The sequence below is a fragment of the Paenibacillus taichungensis genome (assembly GCF_047302525.1).
Taxonomy (GTDB): Bacteria; Bacillota; Bacilli; order Paenibacillales; family Paenibacillaceae; genus Paenibacillus; species Paenibacillus taichungensis_B.
On sequence record NZ_CP168020.1, the window covers coordinates 708,337 to 731,069 of the forward strand.

17 protein-coding genes are annotated in these 22,733 nt (G+C 47.1%); 13 read left to right on the forward strand and 4 right to left on the reverse strand.

Translation table 11 applies throughout. From position 1 onward, the window contains the following. Positions 1–45 precede the first annotated feature (45 nt). Positions 46–909, reverse strand: a complete 864-nt coding sequence (locus ACDJ58_RS03275; RefSeq protein ID WP_413375455.1) for a helix-turn-helix transcriptional regulator — start codon at positions 907–909, stop codon at positions 46–48. A gap of 142 nt (positions 910–1,051) precedes the next feature. Between ACDJ58_RS03275 and fabF the strand changes: the two genes are divergently transcribed. The 11 genes from fabF (at position 1,052) to ACDJ58_RS03330 (ending at position 17,821) form a co-directional block, all read left to right on the forward strand. Beyond that, positions 1,052–2,290 (forward strand): beta-ketoacyl-ACP synthase II, encoded by a 1,239-nt coding sequence (gene fabF, locus ACDJ58_RS03280; RefSeq protein WP_413375457.1) that lies wholly within the window; start codon positions 1,052–1,054, stop codon positions 2,288–2,290. A gap of 306 nt (positions 2,291–2,596) precedes the next feature. Beyond that, the gene (locus tag ACDJ58_RS03285) at positions 2,597–3,016 is read left to right on the forward strand and encodes a hypothetical protein (protein ID WP_413375459.1); all 420 of its coding nucleotides are present in this window, start codon (positions 2,597–2,599) and stop codon (positions 3,014–3,016) included. Between the two features lie 22 nt (positions 3,017–3,038). Next, positions 3,039–8,024 (forward strand): DUF4132 domain-containing protein, encoded by a 4,986-nt coding sequence (locus ACDJ58_RS03290; protein ID WP_413375461.1) that lies wholly within the window; start codon positions 3,039–3,041, stop codon positions 8,022–8,024. A 263-nt stretch (positions 8,025–8,287) separates the two neighbouring features. Beyond that, a complete protein-coding gene (locus tag ACDJ58_RS03295; protein WP_413375463.1) occupies positions 8,288–10,477 on the forward strand; it encodes a helix-turn-helix domain-containing protein in 2,190 nt (729 codons plus the stop codon). A 364-nt stretch (positions 10,478–10,841) separates the two neighbouring features. Continuing rightward, positions 10,842–11,792, forward strand: coding sequence for an ABC transporter permease (locus ACDJ58_RS03300; RefSeq protein ID WP_413375465.1), 951 nt, complete (start codon positions 10,842–10,844; stop codon positions 11,790–11,792). Between the two features lie 18 nt (positions 11,793–11,810). Continuing rightward, a complete protein-coding gene (locus tag ACDJ58_RS03305) occupies positions 11,811–12,689 on the forward strand; it encodes a carbohydrate ABC transporter permease (RefSeq protein ID WP_413375467.1) in 879 nt (292 codons plus the stop codon). Between the two features lie 28 nt (positions 12,690–12,717). Next, positions 12,718–14,214: an extracellular solute-binding protein gene (locus ACDJ58_RS03310; RefSeq protein ID WP_413375469.1), complete on the forward strand. Its 1,497-nt coding sequence runs from the start codon at positions 12,718–12,720 to the stop codon at positions 14,212–14,214. After that, entirely contained in the window at positions 14,195–15,064 is an 870-nt protein-coding gene (locus tag ACDJ58_RS03315) for a family 43 glycosylhydrolase (RefSeq protein WP_413375471.1), read from the forward strand. Before ACDJ58_RS03310 ends, ACDJ58_RS03315 begins: the two co-directional genes overlap by 20 nt. A 60-nt stretch (positions 15,065–15,124) precedes the next feature. Continuing rightward, positions 15,125–16,057 (forward strand): hypothetical protein, encoded by a 933-nt coding sequence (locus tag ACDJ58_RS03320; protein WP_413375473.1) that lies wholly within the window; start codon positions 15,125–15,127, stop codon positions 16,055–16,057. Positions 16,058–16,324: 267 nt separating this feature from the next. After that, positions 16,325–16,783 (forward strand): acetyltransferase, encoded by a 459-nt coding sequence (locus ACDJ58_RS03325; protein WP_413375475.1) that lies wholly within the window; start codon positions 16,325–16,327, stop codon positions 16,781–16,783. Between the two features lie 51 nt (positions 16,784–16,834). Continuing rightward, positions 16,835–17,821, forward strand: coding sequence for a WXG100 family type VII secretion target (locus ACDJ58_RS03330; protein WP_413375477.1), 987 nt, complete (start codon positions 16,835–16,837; stop codon positions 17,819–17,821). Between the two features lie 204 nt (positions 17,822–18,025). On the opposite strand, the gene ACDJ58_RS03335 is transcribed toward ACDJ58_RS03330, so the two are convergent. The 3 genes from ACDJ58_RS03335 to ACDJ58_RS03345 all read right to left on the reverse strand — a co-directional run bounded on the left by ACDJ58_RS03335 (position 18,026) and on the right by ACDJ58_RS03345 (position 20,518). Then, a complete protein-coding gene (locus tag ACDJ58_RS03335; protein ID WP_053784134.1) occupies positions 18,026–18,814 on the reverse strand; it encodes a formate/nitrite transporter family protein in 789 nt (262 codons plus the stop codon). Positions 18,815–18,916: 102 nt separating this feature from the next. Next, positions 18,917–19,135, reverse strand: coding sequence for a hypothetical protein (locus ACDJ58_RS03340; RefSeq protein WP_413375479.1), 219 nt, complete (start codon positions 19,133–19,135; stop codon positions 18,917–18,919). Positions 19,136–19,528: 393 nt separating this feature from the next. Then, a complete protein-coding gene (locus ACDJ58_RS03345; protein ID WP_413375481.1) occupies positions 19,529–20,518 on the reverse strand; it encodes a quinone oxidoreductase family protein in 990 nt (329 codons plus the stop codon). Positions 20,519–20,655: 137 nt separating this feature from the next. On the opposite strand from ACDJ58_RS03345, the gene ACDJ58_RS03350 reads away from it, so the two are divergent. Together ACDJ58_RS03350 and ACDJ58_RS03355 are read left to right on the forward strand one after the other, a co-directional pair. Further along, a complete protein-coding gene (locus ACDJ58_RS03350; RefSeq protein ID WP_413375483.1) occupies positions 20,656–21,522 on the forward strand; it encodes a LysR family transcriptional regulator in 867 nt (288 codons plus the stop codon). Positions 21,523–21,537: 15 nt separating this feature from the next. Continuing rightward, positions 21,538–22,638, forward strand: coding sequence for a threonine aldolase family protein (locus tag ACDJ58_RS03355; protein ID WP_413375485.1), 1,101 nt, complete (start codon positions 21,538–21,540; stop codon positions 22,636–22,638). Positions 22,639–22,733: the final 95 nt, after the last annotated feature.

Genomic DNA, 22,733 nt, shown 5'->3' on the forward strand with positions numbered 1-22,733 from the left:
TCTTTTTTGTTAACCTGTTTTATGGAGTAAATGAGAAGATCAGCATCAGCTTTTATCAGAGTCGTGTTCTACCTTTGGCTCCATGAGGCGAATCAGTTTCCGCTCGGTAGCGGTGTCTGTCGCAGGTGTGTAGATGCTGCACCGCAAATCGGCATTTCCCTGAACCTGTAGTGAAGTAAGATCAAAAAGCATTTTGCCAGCTCTGGAATGTCTAAATTCAATCAACACGTCCGGGGCGCTGCTGACATTGCTTTGTTTCCAAAGGGTATGAAAATCAGGATATCTGTCCATCATGTCATCCAAAAACAAGTTATACCATTCATCATCAACATATTGACCGTAATAAGCTCGGAAAATAGCCAGGAATCCGCTAACAAAATCCTCCCAATTGACGGCCAGTCTCCGAAATTCCTTTCGTTCAAACAACAAGCTGATCATGTTCCGCTGTTCAGCAGGAATCTGTTCAAAGTCCATAAACACATGCCGCGCTGCGTCATTCCAACCAACAATGTGGCAGCGTCGGTCTGAGATGATTGTGGGACAATTGCGAAGTTCCTGCAATATTTTTTGTAAAGAGGGATGAATTTGGAGTGGCTTCTCATCCAGGATATGAAGTTCCGAATGGTAATCCAGACCAAGGGAAAACAAATACTTCCGTTCATCCGCTGTCAGCCTGAGAGCTGAGGCGATGTTATCCAATACGGAATGAGATACCTGAATATCTCGACCCTGTTCAAGCCAGGTGTACCATGTCGTGCTCACACCTGCCAATTGGGATACTTCTTCTCTTCTTAATCCAGGCGTTCTTCGCCGGGAGCCCGCAGGTAATCCGACAGATTCCGGAGAGATTTTGGAACGCTGGTTTTTCAGAAAAACGGATAGTGCCTGCAGCCTGACATCATGGTTCATTCCATCACCTTCGTTCCTGAGTTTATCATGGTAGTCATTATACTATTATAATTGACAACTTGTAATAGGATAATACGAATGGCAATATAAGTGCATAACTTAACTAAACAAGTATGGAAAGAGCACTAAAGGAGGATGCATTATGGAGCGTGTTGTTATTACAGGAATGGGGATTATCTCTCCTTTGGGGAATGATGTGCATACATTTTGGAATGGATTGGTGGAAGGGAAATCGGGAATTTCGCCAATTGAAGCGTTTGATACAACTTCCTATAAGACGAAGATAGCAGGGGCGGTCCGTGATTTTGACGGAGAAGAACGGTTTGGACGGAAGGAAGCACGGCGTATGGACCGGTTCGTGCAATTTGCTGTTGCGGCAGCAGATCAGGCTTTATCTGACTCCGGTCTCGTAATGGATAATGTGGACAGGGAGCGCGTTGGCGTGTATATCGGTTCCGGCATCGGCGGAATCCAGACCCTGATGGAACAAGGCAAACTCTTGTCTGAACGTGGGCCTGCAAGAGTCAGTCCAACACTGGTGCCCATGATGATATCCAATATGGCTGCGGCTATGGTGAGCATGAGATTTGGCTGTTGGGGACCCACTCTCTCGCCAGTGACAGCCTGTTCGATTGGCAACACAGCTATAGGTGAAGCTTTCCGGCTGATTCGTCATGGTGGAGCAGATGTGATTTTTGCTGGAGGGACGGAAGCAGCTGTCACCGAAGTATCACTGGCAAGCTTCGGTAATGCGACGGCGCTATCTACACGAAACGAAGCGTACGAAGGAGCGAGTCGGCCATTTGATGCAGGCAGAGATGGTTTTGTCATGGCTGAGGGTGCCGGGGTCTTAGTTGTGGAGTCTTTGTCCCACGCCCTTGCGAGAGGTGCAAACATCCTTGCAGAGATCGTAGGTTATGGTGCCAGTTCAGACGCGTATCATATTGTAGCGACCCATCCGGAAGGGCGGGGTGCATACTTGGCCATGAAAGCCGCTCTGGCGGATGCACAGCTTCAGCCGCATGAGATTGATGTCATTAATGCTCATGCTACTAGTACGGAAGCGGGTGATCTCTCCGAGACGCGAGCAATTAAGCAGCTGTTTGGTGCGGAAGCCTATCATATTCCGGTAACAGCAAACAAATCGATGACCGGACATATGCTGGGTGCGGCTGGTGGTGCGGAAGCCATATCGCTCATTCAAAGCTTGCGTAGCGGCATCATTCCACCGACAATCAATCAAGAGCAGAGCGATCCGGAATGTGATCTCGATTATGTCCCCAACGTTGCAAGAGAAGCTGACCTGAAGATTGGCATGTCCAACTCATTTGGCTTCGGTGGTCATAATGCGGTCATTATTTTGCAGAAATATTCTTCGTAAACTTACAGAGAGCAGTGACTGCCCGAAGGCGCACTGTTCTCTTTTTATTTGCTGTGGGAAGACTGTTCCGGCTGCGAAAATGCAATATAGGTCATTAGTTCGCTGGTTGCATGTAAACATGAGGATTGGCCCATGAATATGGTCGGGATATTCGTTAGAATGTTCAATAGGGGCACGTATGTACGCATATTTGAATAGATAACGAAGCAGGCCGGAGCTTAAGTTTGGTCCATTTTCCATGCTGGTATAGATATAAGGTTGATAGAGGCTTCTTCTAACATAAAGCAATACATAGGAGGTAAAGCAGTGAACGTATGGATTACGGTGAAAAGTCTGGGTAAACGCAAGCCGGCACTTGCCAAACAAGCTGCCGAACTTCCGGAAACAACCGATACGCTGAGACAGCTTATTAAGAACATGGTGGCTCAGCAGCTCAAGGCTCTTCAGGACAAGAACAGTGAAGCGGAATGGCTTGCCTACCTGATGCCCGAGGACATTCAAGAGCAGGGAGCAGCAGGAAAAGTAGGCTTTGGCACGATATATAACGAAGGGGTTCCCGATGTAGAAGGCGCCATGGATACAGCTGTAACCGCATATGAAGATGGGTTATTTAAAGTGTTTCTCAATGATGAAGAGTTGCAGGCACTGGATGAGCCGTTGATTATACAGGAAGACGATAACGTGGTATTTATCCGCTTTACAATGCTTGCCGGGCGTCTGTGGTAGAGAGTGACGAGGAGGAAATGGAATGAATCAGGAAGATAAAGTTCAACAGTATCAACAAGAGTTGCAGGAAAAAGTGAAATCGTTGAATGGTGTGGAGCAGGAACTCGCAGGCTATGTTGCAGAGATGGCTGGATTCACCTATTTGCGCGAAGACGAAAAGGCCTATTTGGATGTAGAGCAGCAATTGAAACGTATGTCTGCTGAGACGAAAACTCCATTGTTCCGTCCATTATTGGATGTATTGGAGCAACTGGTCAGTGAATCCTTCTTGGCTCGGTTCCGTTACATTGCAGAACGTGCCGCGAATTTTCCTTATAGCAAACATTATGAGCGCAGACCATTTCGTACGACCGATCCCGAACAGCATATAGGACAGGTTCTTCGTAAAATGATTGCCTTGTTCCGTATGGAGATGCATGGCTTCTCCCTGAACGAATATGTATCTATGCGGGAGTACAAGTTTGATTATCTTCATGAGATTAGAGCCGTTTTACCGGATTGCATTGCCTATGAACTGGATCATGAGACCGGCGATATGAAGCAGGCGCTGCATGACATTATCTATGGCGACAATCAGAATGCATTGCTGACCACTGAAATGATCAAAGGTATCTTTATGAGCGATCAGGTGGATGCTTACCGGATGGTTGGGGAATTGCTGGTAGCAGCCAGACTGCAGGAGGGTTTGCGCCAAAGCATTGTGGAACGGATGGATGAAGGAACGCTTGAGGCGTATATATACATATTAAAAATAATTATCGACAACAACTTGATTCGGTTCAGTTCAGTGGTGAGAGCGCTCGCCGTATGGACAGGGATCGGAATTGAAGCGGCGAATCAGCGTGTTGCTGCGCAACTAATTACACAAGCACATCAAGCATTGACTGATCCTGCGGTGCGAGAGGAATGGCAGCAAAGCGCCAATGCAAACCAATTATTTATCAGTCTCTGGGCAACGGCAGTCATCGAAGAGAATGAGATGGAGCGAAAAGTCATCCAAATCATGGATCACGGGCAAGTATATCAGCAGATTGTTGCACAATACGTACTTGCTAACAGTCAGAACAGAGGGCTGCGCTTAAACATGGCACGTCAGTATCTTGAAGTACAGGATCTGGAGTTGCTGCATTGGGTGATTGAGAATTATGATGCTATGTACATGTTTACCTGGAGCTTTGAAAATGGGGAGAATCAACGTAGTGTTCACGTCTGGCCACTGCCTGTTTTTGAGGATAAAGCCGTGCGTCGGCGTGACTTCGATCTGTTTAAACAAATGCTGGCCTACATTCCGCAGGGAGGGGCAGGTGGACCATCCGGTGTTCTTGAATTTGTTCAATATCGGATCGACCCGGATGATGTAGTGAAAAAAATGCTGTACCTTGCTGCGTATGACATGGACCCGGAATGGATTGGCGAGGTCATTGCGCTCAAAGACAAGCTAAGCCCGGATTTGCGAGGAGAATTGTTGTCCCAGTTTGTCCATCATCCCGAGAATGAAGTACAAAGACAATTTATTTTTGATAGTCTGTCGGATAAAAGCATGAACAACCGTGAGAATGCTCTGCTCAAAGCCAAGCTGCTGACACTGACAACCGAAGAAATGAAGCTGATGGAGGCGCTGTTGAAACTGAAAACGGGATCGCTGCGTCAAAAGGTGATTCAGGTCCTTATGCTTCAGCCTGCAGACCAGTTGACGATGTCACTAAAGTCGCTTCTGCAAGCCAAGAGTGAACTGCAGCGGTTGGGTGCACTTGAGCTGCTGACCGAGATTTCAGCAGATCCCCAGCGAGCAGAGCAGCAGGAGCAAATACAGCCATTGATAGAACTCATCGCAAAACCAACCGCCAAAGAGCAGAAACTGCTGGATAAGCTTACAGAACAAGGGAGCAGGTACACGGCATCTAATGGATTTGGGTTGTACGACCCTTCATGGGATAACCCGCTACTCAATGAACAACGGGATCTCGGCGGGTATCAGCCGAAAGACCTGTTCACCCTTTCGTTGGAAAAAGCGAAGCAATTCCTTGAGGGTTTCGATGCACTTGTGCATGAGCATAGGGATCATGAATATGAAGTTGAGTATTTTCCAGGACACAAAGAAACGCTGCTGGTGGGAGCGTCTTTGCGTTCCATAGCCTTTATCACTTATGAGCAGCGAAGAGAGATTGCTCTAATGGAGCAATTCCCTCTCCATCAAGTATGGCAGGGGTATGTCCAATCGAGTGGTCTGGATAATAAGGAACTGATGCAACTGCTATTCACGATCCGTATTGAGGAGATGAACAAAAAGCTGAGTGATTACTACCGATATTATTCCGATGTGTACGAATACAGTGAGTTGGAGAAACATTGGCTACTGGAAGGCTGGCGTAAGGAATTTGCCGAGGAAGTCTACCCACTCAAGTACATCCAGGACTTGAAAAAGATAGTCAGTGAGCTACGTTATCAAGATCAGGTGAGAACGCTGATCGAGGCCGCTCATGATGACAGTGAAAAGGTCGATACGTTTGAGATCGCTGAACGGACTCTCTATGCGCTCATGAAAATGATGCCTGAAGATAAGGTGGAAAAGGAATCGGGAATGCTCAGTTTGTTATCTGGTCCATGGCTATATATTGTACGAGATAGAGTATATGACGATGCCAGCTTCAAGCGATTCTTCCAGACGTTCTGCCAATTCAGAAGATTGAACAAGGACAGTTATCGATCCTCCTTCCTGGGTCTGGACGATTATCTGCGCGCCTATGAACTCGATTTCATCGATGTACAAGAGCTGTACAAGCAACTGCTTGTTGAAGAATCTCGTGCCCAGTTTATTCGGGATATGACGTCGAGCCGTTATGACTGGATTGCGGAAAAACCTTTACTTGCAGATCTGCGCCGAACAGTTGTTGAACGAATTTTGGAGATTGAGTTGACCCGAGGAGAGCTCTCAACAGAAGTAAGTACGCTGGCCATGAAGCTTGAACGCATCGAAGGTATGGAGCATTGGGTGCATCTCGTTGCTGCCATGGATCAGGATACCTTTGTCCGTGGATATATCTACAGCTACGGTGACAATACGACACGTAAAGAAACGTTCAGCCATCTGATCCAGGTTTGCCATCCGCGTGATGGAGAAGACGAAGTGCTGCTGGGACAATTGCTGGCGAAGCATCCCATTCAGGAGAAGAAGCTCCTGGAAGCCGCAATGTACGCGCCGCAATGGATGGAGATTGTTGCGAAGCATCTCGGATGGGAAGGACTGCGCAGTGCAGCTTGGTACTTCCATGCACATATCAATGAACGATTCACTGCTGAGAAAGAAACCATTGTGGCGCATTATTCTCCAATTTCACCTCAGGACTTTAACGAAGGTGCATTTGATATCGCCTGGTTCGAGGAGGCATATGAAGCCGTCGGTGAGGAGCGGTTCAGTCTGTTGTACGATTGTGCCAAATATATTTCCGGGGGAGCCAATCACCGCAGATCACAGTTGTTCGCGGATGCGGCACTTGGGAAGCTGAAACTTGAAGATATGCGTGGGTCCGTGGAAGATAAGCGCAATAAAGATCATTTGTTGACCTACAGCCTGATTCCGTTTGCAGAAGAACGGGAACAGGATCTGCGTGAGCGGTACGACTTCATTCAGAAGTTTCTGATGCAGAGCAAACAGTTTGGCGCACAGCGCCGGGCCAGTGAAGGTCTGGTGTCCCAGATAGCGCTGGGCAACCTTGCCCGTAATGCGGGATATGCCGATGTTACCCGGCTGATGTGGGATATGGAAGCTCGCAAGCTGGATGAGATGAAATCCTATTTTGAGCCCCATGAACTGGATGATGCTACCACAGCCCAATTGGTCATTGATGAAGAAGGTCAGCCGGAACTGCTTATCGTAAGCAAAGGAAAGACACTCAAGTCTGTACCTGCTCGGTTCAAGAAAGATGGATACATCGCCGAATTGAAGGAATTAAGGACAGATTTGGTTGATCAGTATCGCCGGGCAAGACAGGAATTGGAGCGTTCCATGACCGCAGGAACGTCCTTTACGAGTGAAGAAGTTTCAAGCCTGCTGCAGAATCCGGTTCTTCGTCCACTGGTTCGCACGCTTGTGTTCCTAGCAGATGACAAGCTGGGCCGTTTCGATGTAACGTCTGGTGGGCTGGATACTCCGGCTTTGGATGATTCAGTAAGCTCGATTCAAACCTTGACGGAACAGGATCGGCTGCTCATTGCGCATCCATTGCATCTGTTCCAGAGCGGAAGCTGGAGTGAATTCCAACGGGATTTGTTCAACCGTCAGGAACGTCAGCCATTCAAACAGGTGTTCCGTGAACTCTATCTTCCGAATGAGGATGAGCTTGCTAATGGAACGGTATCCCGTCGGTATGCAGGTTATCAGATTCAGCCGAAAAAAGCAGTTGCTCTGCTTAAAGGACGTCAATGGACAGTCAGCTATGAGGAAGGGCTGCAAAAGGTAAGCTATGAGCATAATCTGATTGCCAATCTCTATGCCATGGCAGATTGGTTCTCACCCGCAGATACAGAAGCGCCTACTCTGGAGACGGTGCAGTTCTATGATCGGAAGACTTATAAACCTGTCGCGTTGAAAGATGTACCGCCAGTCTTCTTCTCGGAAGTCATGCGTGACATTGATTTGGTGGTTAGCGTTGCGCATGTTGGCGGAGTAGATCCGGAAGCCAGCTTGACCACGATTGAGATGCGTCATGTGATTGTGAATGAGTCACTACGTCTGTTGAAGGTCGATAACGTACGTCTCGATGGAAATTACGCTCGAATTGATGGTGAACTGGGCGAGTATGCCGTTCATCTTGGCAGCGGCAATGTGTTCAAACAGGCGACGGGCGCGCTTCATATCGTACCTGTGCACAGTCAGCATCGGGGCAGAATATTCCTACCATTCCTCGATGAAGATCCGAGAACGGCTGAGATTTTATCCAAAGTGATACTATTGGCTGAAGACAAGAAAATCAAGGACCCGCAAATCCTTGCACAATTGCAGCATTAGGAACAGAGCGTACCGCCCCATATGGGGCGGTTTTTTACTTGGTAGGGGGAATACGGTTTGAACCTTGTAAGCGCGTTCTATATAATGACTTTAACGCTTTAACACAGATTAAAGTGAGGGATGCAATCATGTGGAGATCAATTTACTTGCGGCGTCTTCTATTATTCAGTGTCATATTGGTCGCAATCCCCGTCATTACACTTGGATATCTGTCATACTCCAAGGCAAAGTGAGTTATAACGTCAAGGGTAATTCAGGCGAACATGCAGACTCTCGAACAGACACAACTCAAGACAGAACAATTGCTGCAGACCATTGATTATTCACTGATTCAATATATTAACACGTCCAGAATTAGTGAATCTGTTCGCAAACCCGTGCGTGTGAAGGATTATCCGGGGATTAATGAGCTACGTGAAGGCTTGTACAAATTACAGACGTACGAGAAGGGCATCGAAAATGTCAGACTGGTGAGTCTGGAAGGCAGATGGGTGCTGGATAATAGCGGGTACAGTAGTTCATTTGCAAATCTTGAAATGAAAACGCTATCAAAATTTATTCGAATGTCAGCTACCTCTGGATGGTTCACGGATCTAACTAGTGAGAATGTGCAGTTAATCAAGAAAATACCGGTCAATTCTGTTCGTGAGCCAGCGGGACTATTGGAAGTGACTCTCCCATCCCATCGCCTGGAGCAATTGGTACCTGCACGTCAAAATGGTGCAGAATCACTGATTCTGGACAGCGAGCATCATCGTCTGACCAGTCCCAAGGATCAGGCATTTTCTAAAACTGCGATGGAGCAGATTGTACCTGTACTGCTTGCAGACCATCTGGCCTCAGGATATGAGCGATTAAACATTGACGGGCAACCGTATGGTATGAGTTACCGTCTGTCCGATTATAACGGTTGGACCTACATTTCCCTCGTCTCCATCAATGAGATTGCGAAGGAGTCACGAGCCATTGGCTGGTATACATTCTGGATCTGTACTGGCGTCTTTATAGGACTTGCGGCGTTCTCCTTGTTTGCGTCCAGGCGAATATATATGCCGATTCGGCATGCATTTGAGGCAGCTATGGGACTAGAACCCGGGGATAGAAACAGACGAATTCACTGGAGAGAGTTTTCTCGTAAAGACGGTTTAAAAGGGGTTGCCGGTGAAGCAGCAACTGTCGAATGGCCACAGGATGAGCTGCGTGCGATTGGTGAACGCGTCCAGTCGTTAAAATTTTCCGAGTCCCGTCTGATGAAAGAGATCGAGAATCACACGGTTCAACTAAGAGGTCTGTTTGTACGCAAGCTGCTTACGGGAGAGATGAACCCGAGAGATATCCAGAGCGGAATGGAACAAGTGCATTATGCCATGAATGCAAAAGCCTATTGCGTTATTGCCGTTCAGGCAGACACTTTCAGTGACACAAGGTTTCGTGAATCAGACCGGGATCTGCTGTTGTTTGCCGTGTCTAATATGGTTGCGGATCTGGTTCCCGCGTGCTCACGTATGGACCCTGTAGTTATCGGGGAACAACAGGTTACGCTGCTGACGACGGATGAGACGGATGAGGAACGGCGCAAGCTTGAAGTACATCGGCTGGCACAGAGCGTTCAGGAGGCGGTGAAAGAAGTGCTTGGGCTTGGCGTCAGCGTAGGCATTAGTCGTTTCCTTCAGGATATGGCCCAGGCTACGCAAGCATACAAAGAGAGTGTAGAAGCGCTGAAATACCGAATTCGGTTTGGAGAAAATGTTGTGCTGCATGTGGAAGATGTTCTCCCTGATCAAGAGGTACAGATGATGTTCCCTGAATGGATCGAGAAACGACTAATCGATGCACTACATGTACCTGATCTGGATTTGGCCCGTGAATGCCTGCATGAACTTCTGGAGGTGACTCTGCGGGAAAGTCATTCCCATCAGGAATATCAGATGATTCTGTTCCGGTTGTTGTCCGATCTGATTCGCGAGTTCCAGACCACTGGGGAGGCTTTATTGCTGCCTTCAGGAGACGTGAGAGATCTGTTTGAGCAGTTGGTTAATCTGAAAACGTCTGCGGATGTGGAACGCTGGTTCATGAAAACGATTCTGGAACCCATGGTGGAGATGACCACGGCAAAATGGGGAGAGCGTAACACGAACATCTCCCAGCAGATGATGGAGATCATTCATGCTAATGTAGAGCAGGATCTCACCCTAGATACGTGTGCAGCCAAGTTGAACTATCATCCCAATTACTTGAAAACTGTTTTTCGGAAGGAAACTGGTGTGAACTTCAGTGATTATGTATCCCGTCATCGACTGAATCAAGCAAAGCAGTGGCTTGTGGAGACGGATATGAAAATAGGAGATATCGCTGAACAATTGGGTTACCGCAATGCTCAGAATTTTATTCGCTATTTCCGAAAAGTCGAAGAGATGACTCCCGGTGAATATCGTAAGAAATATCAAAAGTAACATCGAAAGTAACTGCTAATTCAGGAAGTAGAGTTTAACCTCCGGGACCTGCTTCCGGGGGTTAAACTACATGCTTTGCGAGTACTACATTCAGTTTAATTTGTGAATAGGGTCATCTTGGGATCTTCCCAGATGATTATTAACGGCCTTCCCTAATGATTATTACGCATGAAATACGCAACCTGGAGCATGAAGTGGCTAGGGCACTGAAAGCCTTTCATAGCAACGACTGAGGCCAACTCGACCCCGATTTTTATAGCTTTCCTGCTGCGGGGAGTATGGAATGTGATGAAGTTGAGCGTTATGGTGTAAACAGCTGATCTCAAGCATTCACTAGCAACCAGGAGTAGGGGAGGTAAAAGCGATGGAGGCTGTTTCAACTGAATTGAAAACGCTTACTAATTCAAAACGTTCCGTATTCATGCGCAGACTGCGGCGCCAAAAATGGTTTTTTATTATGCTGACGCCAGGATTGATCTACTTTCTGCTCTACAAATATTTGCCGATGTGGGGCATTCTGATCGCCTTCCAGGATTACCAGCCATTCGAAGGAATATTTCGGAGTGAGTGGGTGGGATTCAAGCATTTCCAACAATTCTTTAGTGATGAGACGTTCTGGTTATTGTTCCGAAATACATTAATTCTGGCGGTATACAATATTGTGTTTTTCTTTCCACTGCCGATTATCATTGCACTGATGCTGAATGAGGTAACGAAAAATAAGTTCAAAAGGATCATTCAAACCCTCATTTATATTCCTCATTTTGTATCCTGGGTTGTTGTAGCAGGGATTACCTTTCTATTCTTCTCGGCACAGGATGGGCTCGTCAATAACTTGCTTGCACAATTGGGGAGTTCCCCCGTGCAGTTTCTGCTCAGTAAGGAATGGTTTCGTACCGTGATTACTTCACAGGTCATGTGGAAGGAAACAGGTTGGGGCACTATTATTTTTCTGGCCGCTTTGGCGGGAGTGGACCCGCAGCTTCATGAAGCTGCACGTATGGACGGAGCTGGACGCTGGAAACAGATATGGCATATTACGCTGCCTGCGATTCGCAGCACGATCATTATCATGTTTATTCTACGGATGGGCTCCTTTCTGGACACCGGATTTGAACAGATTTTCCTGATGATTAATCCGATGAACCGTGAAGTCGGTGAAGTGTTCGATACCTATGTGTACAATATGGGGATATCGCAGGGCAAGTTCAGCTATAGCGCCGCTGTAGGGGTATTCAAATCGGTAGTGGCCCTCATCATGGTGATTGGTGCCAACCGACTGGCCAAAAAGTTTGGTGAAGAAGGCATTTATTAATGGAGGGAGGATACAGACATGGCTGATCGAAGTTTACTGAGCCGATTAGCGGATGGGCTCAATTACATCATTCTTTCCATGGTTGCACTAATGTGTGTGCTGCCGTTTATCTACATTCTGGCCGCTTCATTCACGGCTCCGGAAGAATTGCTAAGTAAAGGGTTTGTACTATTCCCGACTCAATTCTCGCTGGAGGGATACCGCTATATTTTATCCACAGAAACGATTATGTACAGCTTGGGGATCTCCATCTTCATTACGGTAACAGGTACGTTACTTAACCTGCTATTCACTGCATTAATGGCCTATCCGCTGGCACAACGCGATTTGATGGGCGGCAAACTGTTCATGAAGTTAATTGTATTCTCCATGCTGTTCAGTGGAGGCATGATTCCAACCTATCTGGTCGTACGCTGGACGGGACTGCTGGACAGTCTTGGTTCTCTCATTATTCCCGGTTTGATTAGTGCCTTTAACCTCATCATTATGCGTAACTTCTTCCAGCAGCTGCCTGACGGGATTGAGGAAGCCGCTCGTATTGATGGAAGCAGTGATCTGGGAACACTGTTTCGGATCGTTATTCCGCTCTCGGCTCCAGTGCTCGCTTCGCTTGCCTTGTTTTATGCGGTAGGCCACTGGAATTCGTATTTCAACGCTGTCTTGTACATTAATGACAATACGAAGTGGCCCATTCAGGTGTGGTTGCGACAGATTGTCATTCTGTCTGAAGGCGGAATTGGGGATATGTCCCTGATGGGTGATGATTATGTGGCACCACCTGCAGAGACCATCAAGATGGCGGTTATTGTATTATCTACGCTCCCGATTCTGGCGGTATATCCATTTCTGCAAAAGCATTTCGCCAAAGGAGCTCTGCTGGGTTCCGTTAAAGGCTAATTATATCTTGGAAGGGGTTAATACGTTGATGAACAAAACCGAAAAATCATCCAAGTTCTGTCACAAGAGAGTTGCATTGGTGCTGGTTGCTTCCCTGTTCACTTCATTGCTTGCTGCCTGTGGTTCCGATAAAGATTCGGACGGTGTTACCGCAGATGGAAAAACCGTCTTAAACATCATGATGATCCAACAGGGAGCAGAACCTGTGAAACGGGATAACCCTATACTAAAACAGATTGAAGAATATACGGACACGCAGTTGAATATTACTTGGGTTCCTGCAAGCGCCTACGATGACAAAGTGAGTGCCACGATTGCCTCGGGCAAACTGCCAGATCTCATGCTTGCACGGAGAAACAAGGAATCTGCGATGCTGAACGCCCAGTTATCCGGTTACTTCTGGGATGTCTCTTCATATCTGAAGGAAACCAAGAATTTGAGTCAAATGAATGAAACCGGTGTGAAAAATGCTTCGGTCAACGGTAGCTTATTCGGTGTTCCCAGAGAACGGGTATTGGCTCGATACGGCATGATTTTCCGCAAGGATTGGCTCGATAATCTCGGCCTGAAAGTGCCGAAAACGCCTGAGGACATCTACACTGTTGCCAAAGCCTTTACGCAAGATGATCCAGATCAGGACGGTCAGAAAAATACATTTGGTATTCAGGAAGACAACACGATGGAACTGCTGAAGCAGCTCACTGTATATAATGGTGGCCCTAATGGCTGGGGACTGAAAGATGGCAAAGTTACACCGGATTTCTTGTATCCCGAATTCAAGGAGGCACTGGATCTGTACCGCAAGATGGTTAGTGAAGGGATCATCAGTCCGGATTTTTCCATTGCGAAGAAGTATGAGTACTTTAATAAAGGCAAAGCCGGGATGTATTTCTCCGTAATTGATGATGCGGGTACTCGTCATGTGGATATGATGAAACAAAACGATAAAATCAACATTGATATTGCTCAAAATTTTGAAGGCACGGATGGGGAGCGTGTGCGTGGAACGAACGGGTATGACTCGCTGCTTGTGATTCCGAAATCCAGTGTAACCAGTGAAGAGAAGCTAAAGAAAATTATTGATTTTCTCGACAAACTTAACGACGACGACATGCGTAATCTCATTGCTTACGGAATTGAAGGAACGGATTATACGATACAAGATGGCAAAGTAAAGAAAATTGCAGGATCAACCGGTGCAGGAGATCTTTTCAACTTGCGTTGGGGAGCTCAAACGGGAACGAAGGAAGTCATCCAAACCGATTTGGAGAAAAAAATTGAGCAAACCATTAAAGACAATGCGGACATCGCGGTTACAGATTTAAGTGCATCGCTGATTTCGGATACCAATACCGAGAAGGGGGCCAATCTGAGCAAAGATATGACCGATGCGAATACCAAGTACGTCCTTGGTGAACTCGATGAACAAGGTTGGAACGATGCTGTAGCCAAATGGCGTTCAGGTGGCGGAGACCAAATTATGGAGGAGTTCACGACCTACTATAATGAAAACATGTCCAAGTAATTTCATTCAATTGATCAATTGCCCCGTGCGTGATACTTCGATCTGTTTGGGCGGGGACGGGTACTATTATATGACAGGCACAACAGGCTGTCCCGATTGGTGGGCGGTTACGGGAGATATTCAGTTATGGAAATCACCAGATCTGAAACAATGGTCACCAGTCATCACGGAACCTCGTAGGAGAAGTGTTGTCTGGAATATCGATCGGGATGGCACTTGGCAAAAGGAGATCGGTCTGCGAGACGCTGCTCCTTTCCGGCCGCTCTGGGCACCAGAAATTCACTACCTGAAGGACACTTATTGGTTGACTTACTGCATTCCCCGCTTGGGTAGCGGTATACTGCGTAGCATCAGCGGCCAAGCCGAGGGCCCTTATGTTGATGATCGGTCGGAACAGGGACCGTTAAGTCCTTATATCGATGCCTCCCTTTTCCAGGATGATGATGGGCTAGTGTACTACCTGTGTGACAATGGCAAGCTCGCACGAATGAACGAAAGCATGACTGCACTGGAGGAAGAACTGGTTCTTCTGAAGCCTTCAAATGCAGCTCATGTTGGATTTGAAGGAACGTATTTGTTCAAAAGGCAGGGTCGATATTATCTGTCTGGAGCGGATTTCGTTGATGGGGACTACCATGGATTCATGGCAAGTTCCGACCATTTATATGGACCCTATGAAGATCGTTATATCGCGGTAAGGCATGGCGGACACAATATGTATTTTCAGGATCAACAACAACAGTGGTGGAGTACGTTCTTTGGTAACAATGACAGTGCACCTCTGCGGGAGCGTCCAGCCATACTACGGGTGGAGCTTGATTCCCAAGGACGTTGGGGTCCGATTATATGATGGTATGGATGGTAGGCTTGGAGCTTCCGCAACCATATCCTGCTGAGAGGAAGGTGAAGCATGGAGCATAACATATTGAACCAATTACAGTCGCCAATTGTACTCCAAGGAAACGCCCTTATAGCCTACCGTGATCCCGCCGTCATTGCTCATGAGGGAAAGGTGTACTTATACTACACCCTAGTAGAAACCGAACCCACTGGAGAAGTGTTTATGTATACGGCGATGAGTACCAGCACGGACTGGATACACTGGAGTCGGGCGGTACGCCTGACTCCAAGAGATCGTCGTTTGAATTATTCCAGCCCTGGCAATATCGTACGCGTACAGGATCGCTGGTTGATCTGCTTACAGACCTATCCCAGACCTGATGGTCAGCAATATGGGAATGAGGATGCCCGTATCTGGATAATGGACAGCACCGACCTGCTTCACTGGAGCACACCTGAACTGATACGAGTCAAGGGACCGGATATAGCTGTGGAGCAGATGGGTCGCATGATTGATCCATACCTTGTTGAAGACCGGGATGAGCAGGGAAAATGGTGGTGCTTTTATAAACAGGACGGGGTGAGTTGTTCCTACTCCCATGATATGACCCAGTGGACGTATGCTGGACGTGAATCTGCTGGAGAGAATGTCTGCATAGTTCATAATAGTGAGGAATATATCATGTTCCATTCCCCGGAGAACGGCATAGGTGTGATGCGATCTCCAAATCTGCATGAATGGACAGCTGATCCAGTGTTACTGACACTGGGACAGGCGGATTGGCCGTGGGCTAGAGGGCGAATTACGGCTGGAGTTGTGCTGGACGCGCGTGAAATCCGGGACGTGGGCTGTTACGTCATGTTTTTCCATGGAACCGGGCCCGAAGATGAACGAACTATCTTTGATACACATGCCTGTATTGGTTTGGCCTGGAGTGATGATTTGCTGAATTGGGATTGGCCGGAACAGATGAAGGATGGGGCGAGTTATGCGCATCAATGATCTGGGACTATGAATATATTGATCTACCAAGGCAGCTAGAGCACCAGATCAAGGTGACTTTAGCTGCCTTTTATTTTCTGTTTTTTGGTAAGGAATCCTTAAAAAGCAGTGAAAAGTTGACTCAAGATTGGCAATGGTGGGTACAGATTGAGAATTGGGCATGGTAAAATATGCGTAGAGTTATATAAAATTTAATGTATTAACCAAATCCAATCGCAGGATCGGATTTTTACATAACCGTTTTCTGGAAAAGGGGCACCGTAGGAAATGTTAATTGCTTCATATCGTGAACAGGATCATGACAAGTTGATCGAGATTTGGGAGAGAGCCGTTCGGGCAACACATACGTTTTTGGAAGAACATCACATCCAGTTCTATAAAAAAGTAGTGAGCGACGTGTTGCAGCAAAGGCAAGTTGAGGTATGGGAAGCACTGAATGCTGAAAATGAACCCGTTGGTTTTATCGGTTTGGATGATAACTTTATTGAGATGTTGTTTGTAGATGTTAGTCAGCATGGACAGGGTCTGGGACGTCTTCTGATCAACCATACCCTTAACATCAAAGGCCGTCACCTCAAGGTGGATGTCAATGAGCAGAATGCCGGGGCAGCCCGATTCTACGAAAAAATGGGATTTATACAAATTGGTCGTTCCGAGTTGGATGGTTCTGGTAATCCATTTCCGCTGCTGCATCTGGAGATCAAGGCAGATCAGGCTGCAAGGTAATCATCGGTGGACCACGGAACAGGAGGAATATGACGAAGAGGAGCGTGCAGGATGACACAGATTAAGGTAACACCGGAGCAACTGGATACAGTCAGTGGGCAATTTGCCCAGGCACATCAGCAATTGTCGGAATTTATGTCCACATTGGATAGCCAGATCCGTGTCATGCGTAGCAATTGGGACGGAATGGAGCGGGAGCGCTTTTATAACGATTATGCAACGGCCCAAGGTACAATGAAGTCTGTACTTGAGCTGGTCTTGTCCATTCAGTCGGAGCTCAAGAAAATTGCCGAGCGTTTCCGCACCACGGATGAAGATATTGTGAACAAGGCTCTTATGGTGGCTTTGACTGCGGCACAGACCCTTACGTCCCTCGGTAAACATAAAGGCGATGGCCCGGGCAAAACGTCAGGTCCTCCGGAGAATATGGATGATTGGGATAAGAAGGACGCCGAGGATTACAAAAATTACGAAGAAATGTTGAAGAAAGCCGAGGAAATGGGTGACGAAAAGCTGGTGCAGCAGCTTCAGGCCAGCATGAACATCATTCGGCTTCAATATGAGGATGAGATCTACCAGACCGATCCGAGCACAGGCAAGACAGTGAAGATTACGGAGGATTCGATTGTAGGTACGTATCAGGTGAAAAGTGACAAGGGTGAAACGACCAGCATCAGCCTGGATAAACAGGGCAATGTGGTGGATTACAACAAGGATACGAAAAAATACGAGTATTGGGAGCAAACCCATACGACCAGTCATGGGGAGCATCTCTTTGGCAAAGGGGCACAAACGGCTACAGCGTATGGCATTGGCCTATTGTTGACCAGCAAGAGCGGATCTGCCTTTACAGAGCATGCAACAGGCCTCGGCTCCTCCTTTGTTGCTGACAAGTTCCTGTTCTCCGTGCCAGAAGAAGGGGAGACCCGTACGATGATCTACCGAACCAACAAGGATACAGGCAAAATCGAGAATATGATCGTGGTCACGCGTGGCGACAACGATATTGAATATATTCCGTGGCGTGAGTATAACTAAGCCACGGAGCCAAGCCTTGTAGCCTCCATTCGGGTACAAGGCAGGTAGAACCGAGGGCAGGCATATAGGGAGCCTGCCCATAAACAAACACCCGCGCAACCTTCATCACAGGATGGAAAGGTTGCGCGGGTGTTCGTGGTTTGGCTTACCGTCCTCCCTCGGTCAGGTGACCGGGCCAGTAAGGGGGATTTTTTGCCCAAAGTATTAGTGTGTCTCTTCGTCCAGAAACGGTTTATTCACCGCATAATACATGAAGCCCATCAGCAGCACGCCGCCCACCAGATTGCCGAGCGTCACCGGAATCAGGTTGTGAATAACCCCGCCGAATGAAATGGTCCCCGGATGGTTTAGTACCAGCGCAATCGCGAATGTACACATATTGGCGACGCTGTGCTCATATCCCGAAATGAAGAAACAGAAGACAAAGAGCATCATGGCGAACATTTTCGCGCCATTCTCCTTCATGAACATTGGTACAAAGAACGCCAGACATACGAGCCAGTTACACAGGATACCCCGGAAGAAAAGCTGCATGGCCGGAGCTTCCATCTTGTGCTCCACGACACTCAACAGAAAACCATTCACTTGAGAAGAATCGAATAGACCCGTCAGGTAGATTAACAGGGCAAATACCGCCGCACCCATCAAATTTCCACTGTAACTTGCGATCCATAGCTTCACCACTTCGAACCATTTCAGTTTCTTGCGTAAGGCGGCATAGGTGTAGTAGAACGTATTTCCTGTGAACAGATCACCGCCACCATAGGCGATCAGAATAATTGCCGCACCGAACGTGAGGGCAGCCATAGGGTATGTAAAAGGGGAATCTTCCATATAAAAGAAGTTACCCGTCTTGAACGCCACGATGACGCCAAACCCGATAAACATGCTGGCGAGCATGGAGCGTGCAAGGTACCTGATCAAGCTTTGTTTGTAAATCTTGTGTTTCTTCAGCGCCAACTTCTCGACGTTGCGTAAACCTTCCGTTTCCATAATTCGCCTCCTGTATTCCTGATGTCTTGTTTACATTATAACGAAAATATGGAAGATGGGGAGAAAGGGCTGAATTGTGATGTTTATTTAATAGGATAAGGGCTAAGGGCTGGGCGGAAGAATGATCGGACGAGCAGCCAGCGCCTCTTCCACAATCTGTTCGGGTGTCAGGTCTCGATCATCCCAGAAAATCAGATTGCTGATCTCTGCATGAGGCAATTGCTGCTGTAGCTCGGTTAGCATCTCATCCAGTTCATCTTCGGTTCCTTCGGCATTCTGCAGTTTGCGAACCCATTCGACCAAATGCGAATGATTGGACATATCGATACCTCCTGAATGATTCATAGAGTGAACAATCTAGTCTTTCATGGGTTGATCCAATGGATCATACGTAACGATGACCGGTAAAAATTTGGGCTCAAGCATCAGGCTAATGAGTTTTTCGTCTTGATCAGCATAAGAAATGAGATAGCTTCCAAAATGAGATTCATAGATGAAATCCCTGTATTGAAAGGAGCGTTCGGGATACTTTATGTTCACATATAGCGTAGTTACCCCTCGGGCAAAGGTTGCTTTCAACATAGGAATTTGGGCCAAAAGTATAATTGCGACGAGAACAATGGCTGTACGTTTAGCGAGACGGGTCAGATGGACTCCCCCTATTATCGTAAAATGATATTTACCAATTCATGAAGGTCCATTTAAAACCAGGTGTCACTCCACGAGTATAGCAAGATTGCCAAACTGCTCTCCCTTTTCCATACGTTCGAATGCTTTCGCTGTGTCCTGTAGTGGATATATGCTATCGATTACAGGATGTAAATTATGCTCTTCAACCCATTGGAGCATCTGGACAAACTCTTCACGGCTGCCCATGGAGGTGCCAATCAGGCTAACTTGAGGGAAAAAGATCGAGCGGATCGGAACAGCCAGATTATCTCCCGAGCTTGCGCCATACATCACGATACGTCCACCTGGTCTGATTATATCAAAATATTTTGGGAACATGGCTTGTCCGATGCTATCCAAGATGAAATCAACAGGATCAAGATCATTCTGCAGACTCCAGTCTGCATGACTGTCCAGAGCTTGGAAAGCGCCTAGACGAAGAGCCTCATGTCTCTTGGCTTCACTTCTTGATGTAACGGTCACTTTGGCACCAGCGGCTACGGCCATAAGCAAAGCATAGGTCGCTACACCGCCGCCAATGCCGGGAATGAGGGTGTGTTCACCCTGCTTAAGTCCGCCACGAGTGAATAGGGCGCGGTATGCTGTCAAAGCCGAAAGGGACAATACCCCTGCTTCCGCCCATGATAGATGAGAGGGTTTGGGTAAGGCATTTCTAGCAGGCAGCGTAATATATCGTGCGAGAGTTCCATCCGTAGGGCCCCCTACAATTTCGGGCACAATGGGTACGTCTAATGCGTGGTCCCAACCGAGAGTAGGGTGGATAATGACCTCATCACCTACAGATAAGTTCTCTACATCTTCTCCAATTGCTATGATTACACCTGCTCCATCGGAGCCAAGAATGAGTGGTGTGTCCTGGAATGTACGTCCTGCCATGATGAACAGATCACGATGATTAATTCCAGCAGATTTTAGTTGTATCTGTACTTCACCGGCTTCTGGGGCCCGAGATGTTGACTCTGTATATTGAAGACCTTCAAGGCCGCTTTGGCCGGAATGTATAATAGCTTTCATTTTCAAAATCTCTCCTTGTGTATATAAAAACTTCACTACTGAGCCTCATTGTACAGATGGGGCAGATTCACGTAAAATGAACAAAAATGAATGTCAGTATCAATTCAGATAATAGATAACAAGCAGGTGATCAGGGCATGGATGCAGGAGATTTGAAAATATTTCAGACGGTTGCCCGCGAAGGCAGTATCAGCAAAGCAGCATTAGCGCTGAATTATGTGCAATCCAATGTAACAACACGAATTAAACAGTTGGAAGATCAGCTGCAAGTACCGCTGTTTCATCGCTCCAACCGGGGCATGTCGCTCACACCAGCGGGTGAGAATTTACTGGGATATGCGGATAAAATATTACATTTGTTATATGAAGCGGAGCAGGCAACGCAGGTCGGGAATCCACCTGCTGGGATACTCCGTCTTGGCGCGATTGAGACCGCAGCCTCCAGTTTTCTTACGCCGCTGCTCGCTGAATACCGTTTATGTTACCCTAAGGTGCAACATTCGTTAATTACAGGGGGTACACATGAACTCAATCAGAAGGTCATTCAACATGAGCTGCATGGAGCTTTAATATATGGCCCAATCGACCACCCTGAGCTGAACTATATGAAAGTGTACGACGAAGAGTTGGTGCTGATTGCTGAACCCGGAACCCGTGAAATGCATGATTTATTGTGCAAACCGATGTTGTTTTTTGAAGTAGGCTGTACACATCGTATGCAGGCAGAAGCCTTTTTGAAAGATCAAGGCGTGCACACTCTCAATGTCACGGAATACGGAACATTGGACACCATTATGAATGGCGTATCTGCCGGGTTGGGTGTGTCATTGCTCCCACGCTCCTCGGTTGCGAAAGCAGAACGCAGAGGCGAAGTTACAGTATTATCTTTACCTGATCCGTATCGCAGGTTGGAAGTAGGATTTGTGCATTCACGGAGTGAGCATCGATCCGGAGCGTTGGATGCATTGGTGCAGATGATGACGAAACAAGGACCAGAACAATAAAAGGAGTGAATAACCTTGAAGGATATAGAGCTAACATTAGCGGAAGCTTTTAATCAGGCAGAGTTTATTATAGGTGGACACGGAAGTCGTAAAGTCAAAGTACTTCAGGAAGCGCTGGAGCAGGTGGATGGGGAACAGTATAGTGATCATTATGGCAACGGCAAAATCATTGATCAATTCCAGCAGCAGATGGCTGACGTTCTGGGTAAGGAATCAGCTGTATTTTTCCCCAGTGGTACGATGGCCCAGCAAATCGTCTTACGTATCTGGTGTGACCGCAAAGGCATCAAGAGGGTAGCTTATCATCCTTTATCTCATCTGGAAATCCATGAGGAAGACGGACTGAAAGAGTTACATCAGATTGAATCCATTTTGCTGGCGGACGAGGACCGACTGATTCGATTGGAAGATGTAGAGGGGATGGATGAGGAGATTTCCTGCCTGCTGCTTGAACTGCCACAACGCGAGATTGGTGGACAATTGCCTGCCTATGAAGAGTTGGAGGCAATCTCAGCCTATTGCCGTGAACGTGGAATCAAGCTTCATCTAGACGGAGCACGCCTGTTCGAAATCACGCCTTATTATCAGAAGACACCCGCCGAGATTTGCAGTCTGTTCGATAGTGTCTACGTCTCTTTTTACAAAGGCATTGGAGGAATTGCTGGGGCTATATTGGCAGGAGATACGGATGTTATGCAAGAATCGAAAATATGGAAGCGTCGGCACGGCGGCGATCTGATCGGCCTATATCCTTATATTCTTAGCTCTCAATATTATTTCAATGAACGAATTGGCAAAATGGGGCTTTATTATGAGCAGGCCAAGGAATTGGCCACCTTGTTGAATGCGTGCCATGGTATAAGTACATTGCCAGAAGTACCCGTCTCCAATATGTTTCACGTACATTTCCCCTTGGCCCAAGCCGAGGTGGAGCGTATTCTGGCATCCATGGCTCAGCAATTCGGCATAGGGATTACTTCATACTTGCAGCAGACCAGTGCGCATAGCTGCGCCTTTGAATTCTCAACAGGGGATCGTTATCAGAATGTACCCAAGGACAAGCTGCGTTCAGCGCTGGAATGGCTGGATGAAGAACTGCGGAAACATGTGAACTAAAATAAAGCTATGGTTATTCTGCCTTATCCACTTGCTGGATAGGGCTTTTTTGTTGCAGGAAAAGAAAGATAGGTGACGAAAGGTACTTAAATGCA

What these genes read in the sequence shown, in the direction of transcription:
- ACDJ58_RS03300 (WP_413375465.1), top strand. Translation starts at nt 10,842, where the DNA reads ATGGAGGCTGTTTCAACTGAATTGAAAACGCTTACTAATTCAAAACGT.
- ACDJ58_RS03315 (WP_413375471.1), top strand. Translation starts at nt 14,195, where the DNA reads ATGAAAACATGTCCAAGTAATTTCATTCAATTGATCAATTGCCCCGTG.
- ACDJ58_RS03295 (WP_413375463.1), top strand. Translation starts at nt 8,288, where the DNA reads ATGCAGACTCTCGAACAGACACAACTCAAGACAGAACAATTGCTGCAG.
- ACDJ58_RS03335 (WP_053784134.1), bottom strand. Translation starts at nt 18,814, where the DNA reads ATGGAAACGGAAGGTTTACGCAACGTCGAGAAGTTGGCGCTGAAGAAA.
- ACDJ58_RS03340 (WP_413375479.1), bottom strand. Translation starts at nt 19,135, where the DNA reads ATGTCCAATCATTCGCATTTGGTCGAATGGGTTCGCAAACTGCAGAAT.
- ACDJ58_RS03330 (WP_413375477.1), top strand. Translation starts at nt 16,835, where the DNA reads ATGACACAGATTAAGGTAACACCGGAGCAACTGGATACAGTCAGTGGG.
- ACDJ58_RS03305 (WP_413375467.1), top strand. Translation starts at nt 11,811, where the DNA reads ATGGCTGATCGAAGTTTACTGAGCCGATTAGCGGATGGGCTCAATTAC.
- fabF (WP_413375457.1), top strand. Translation starts at nt 1,052, where the DNA reads ATGGAGCGTGTTGTTATTACAGGAATGGGGATTATCTCTCCTTTGGGG.
- ACDJ58_RS03290 (WP_413375461.1), top strand. Translation starts at nt 3,039, where the DNA reads ATGAATCAGGAAGATAAAGTTCAACAGTATCAACAAGAGTTGCAGGAA.
- ACDJ58_RS03310 (WP_413375469.1), top strand. Translation starts at nt 12,718, where the DNA reads ATGAACAAAACCGAAAAATCATCCAAGTTCTGTCACAAGAGAGTTGCA.
- ACDJ58_RS03325 (WP_413375475.1), top strand. Translation starts at nt 16,325, where the DNA reads ATGTTAATTGCTTCATATCGTGAACAGGATCATGACAAGTTGATCGAG.
- ACDJ58_RS03345 (WP_413375481.1), bottom strand. Translation starts at nt 20,518, where the DNA reads ATGAAAGCTATTATACATTCCGGCCAAAGCGGCCTTGAAGGTCTTCAA.
- ACDJ58_RS03350 (WP_413375483.1), top strand. Translation starts at nt 20,656, where the DNA reads ATGGATGCAGGAGATTTGAAAATATTTCAGACGGTTGCCCGCGAAGGC.
- ACDJ58_RS03320 (WP_413375473.1), top strand. Translation starts at nt 15,125, where the DNA reads ATGGAGCATAACATATTGAACCAATTACAGTCGCCAATTGTACTCCAA.
- ACDJ58_RS03275 (WP_413375455.1), bottom strand. Translation starts at nt 909, where the DNA reads ATGAACCATGATGTCAGGCTGCAGGCACTATCCGTTTTTCTGAAAAAC.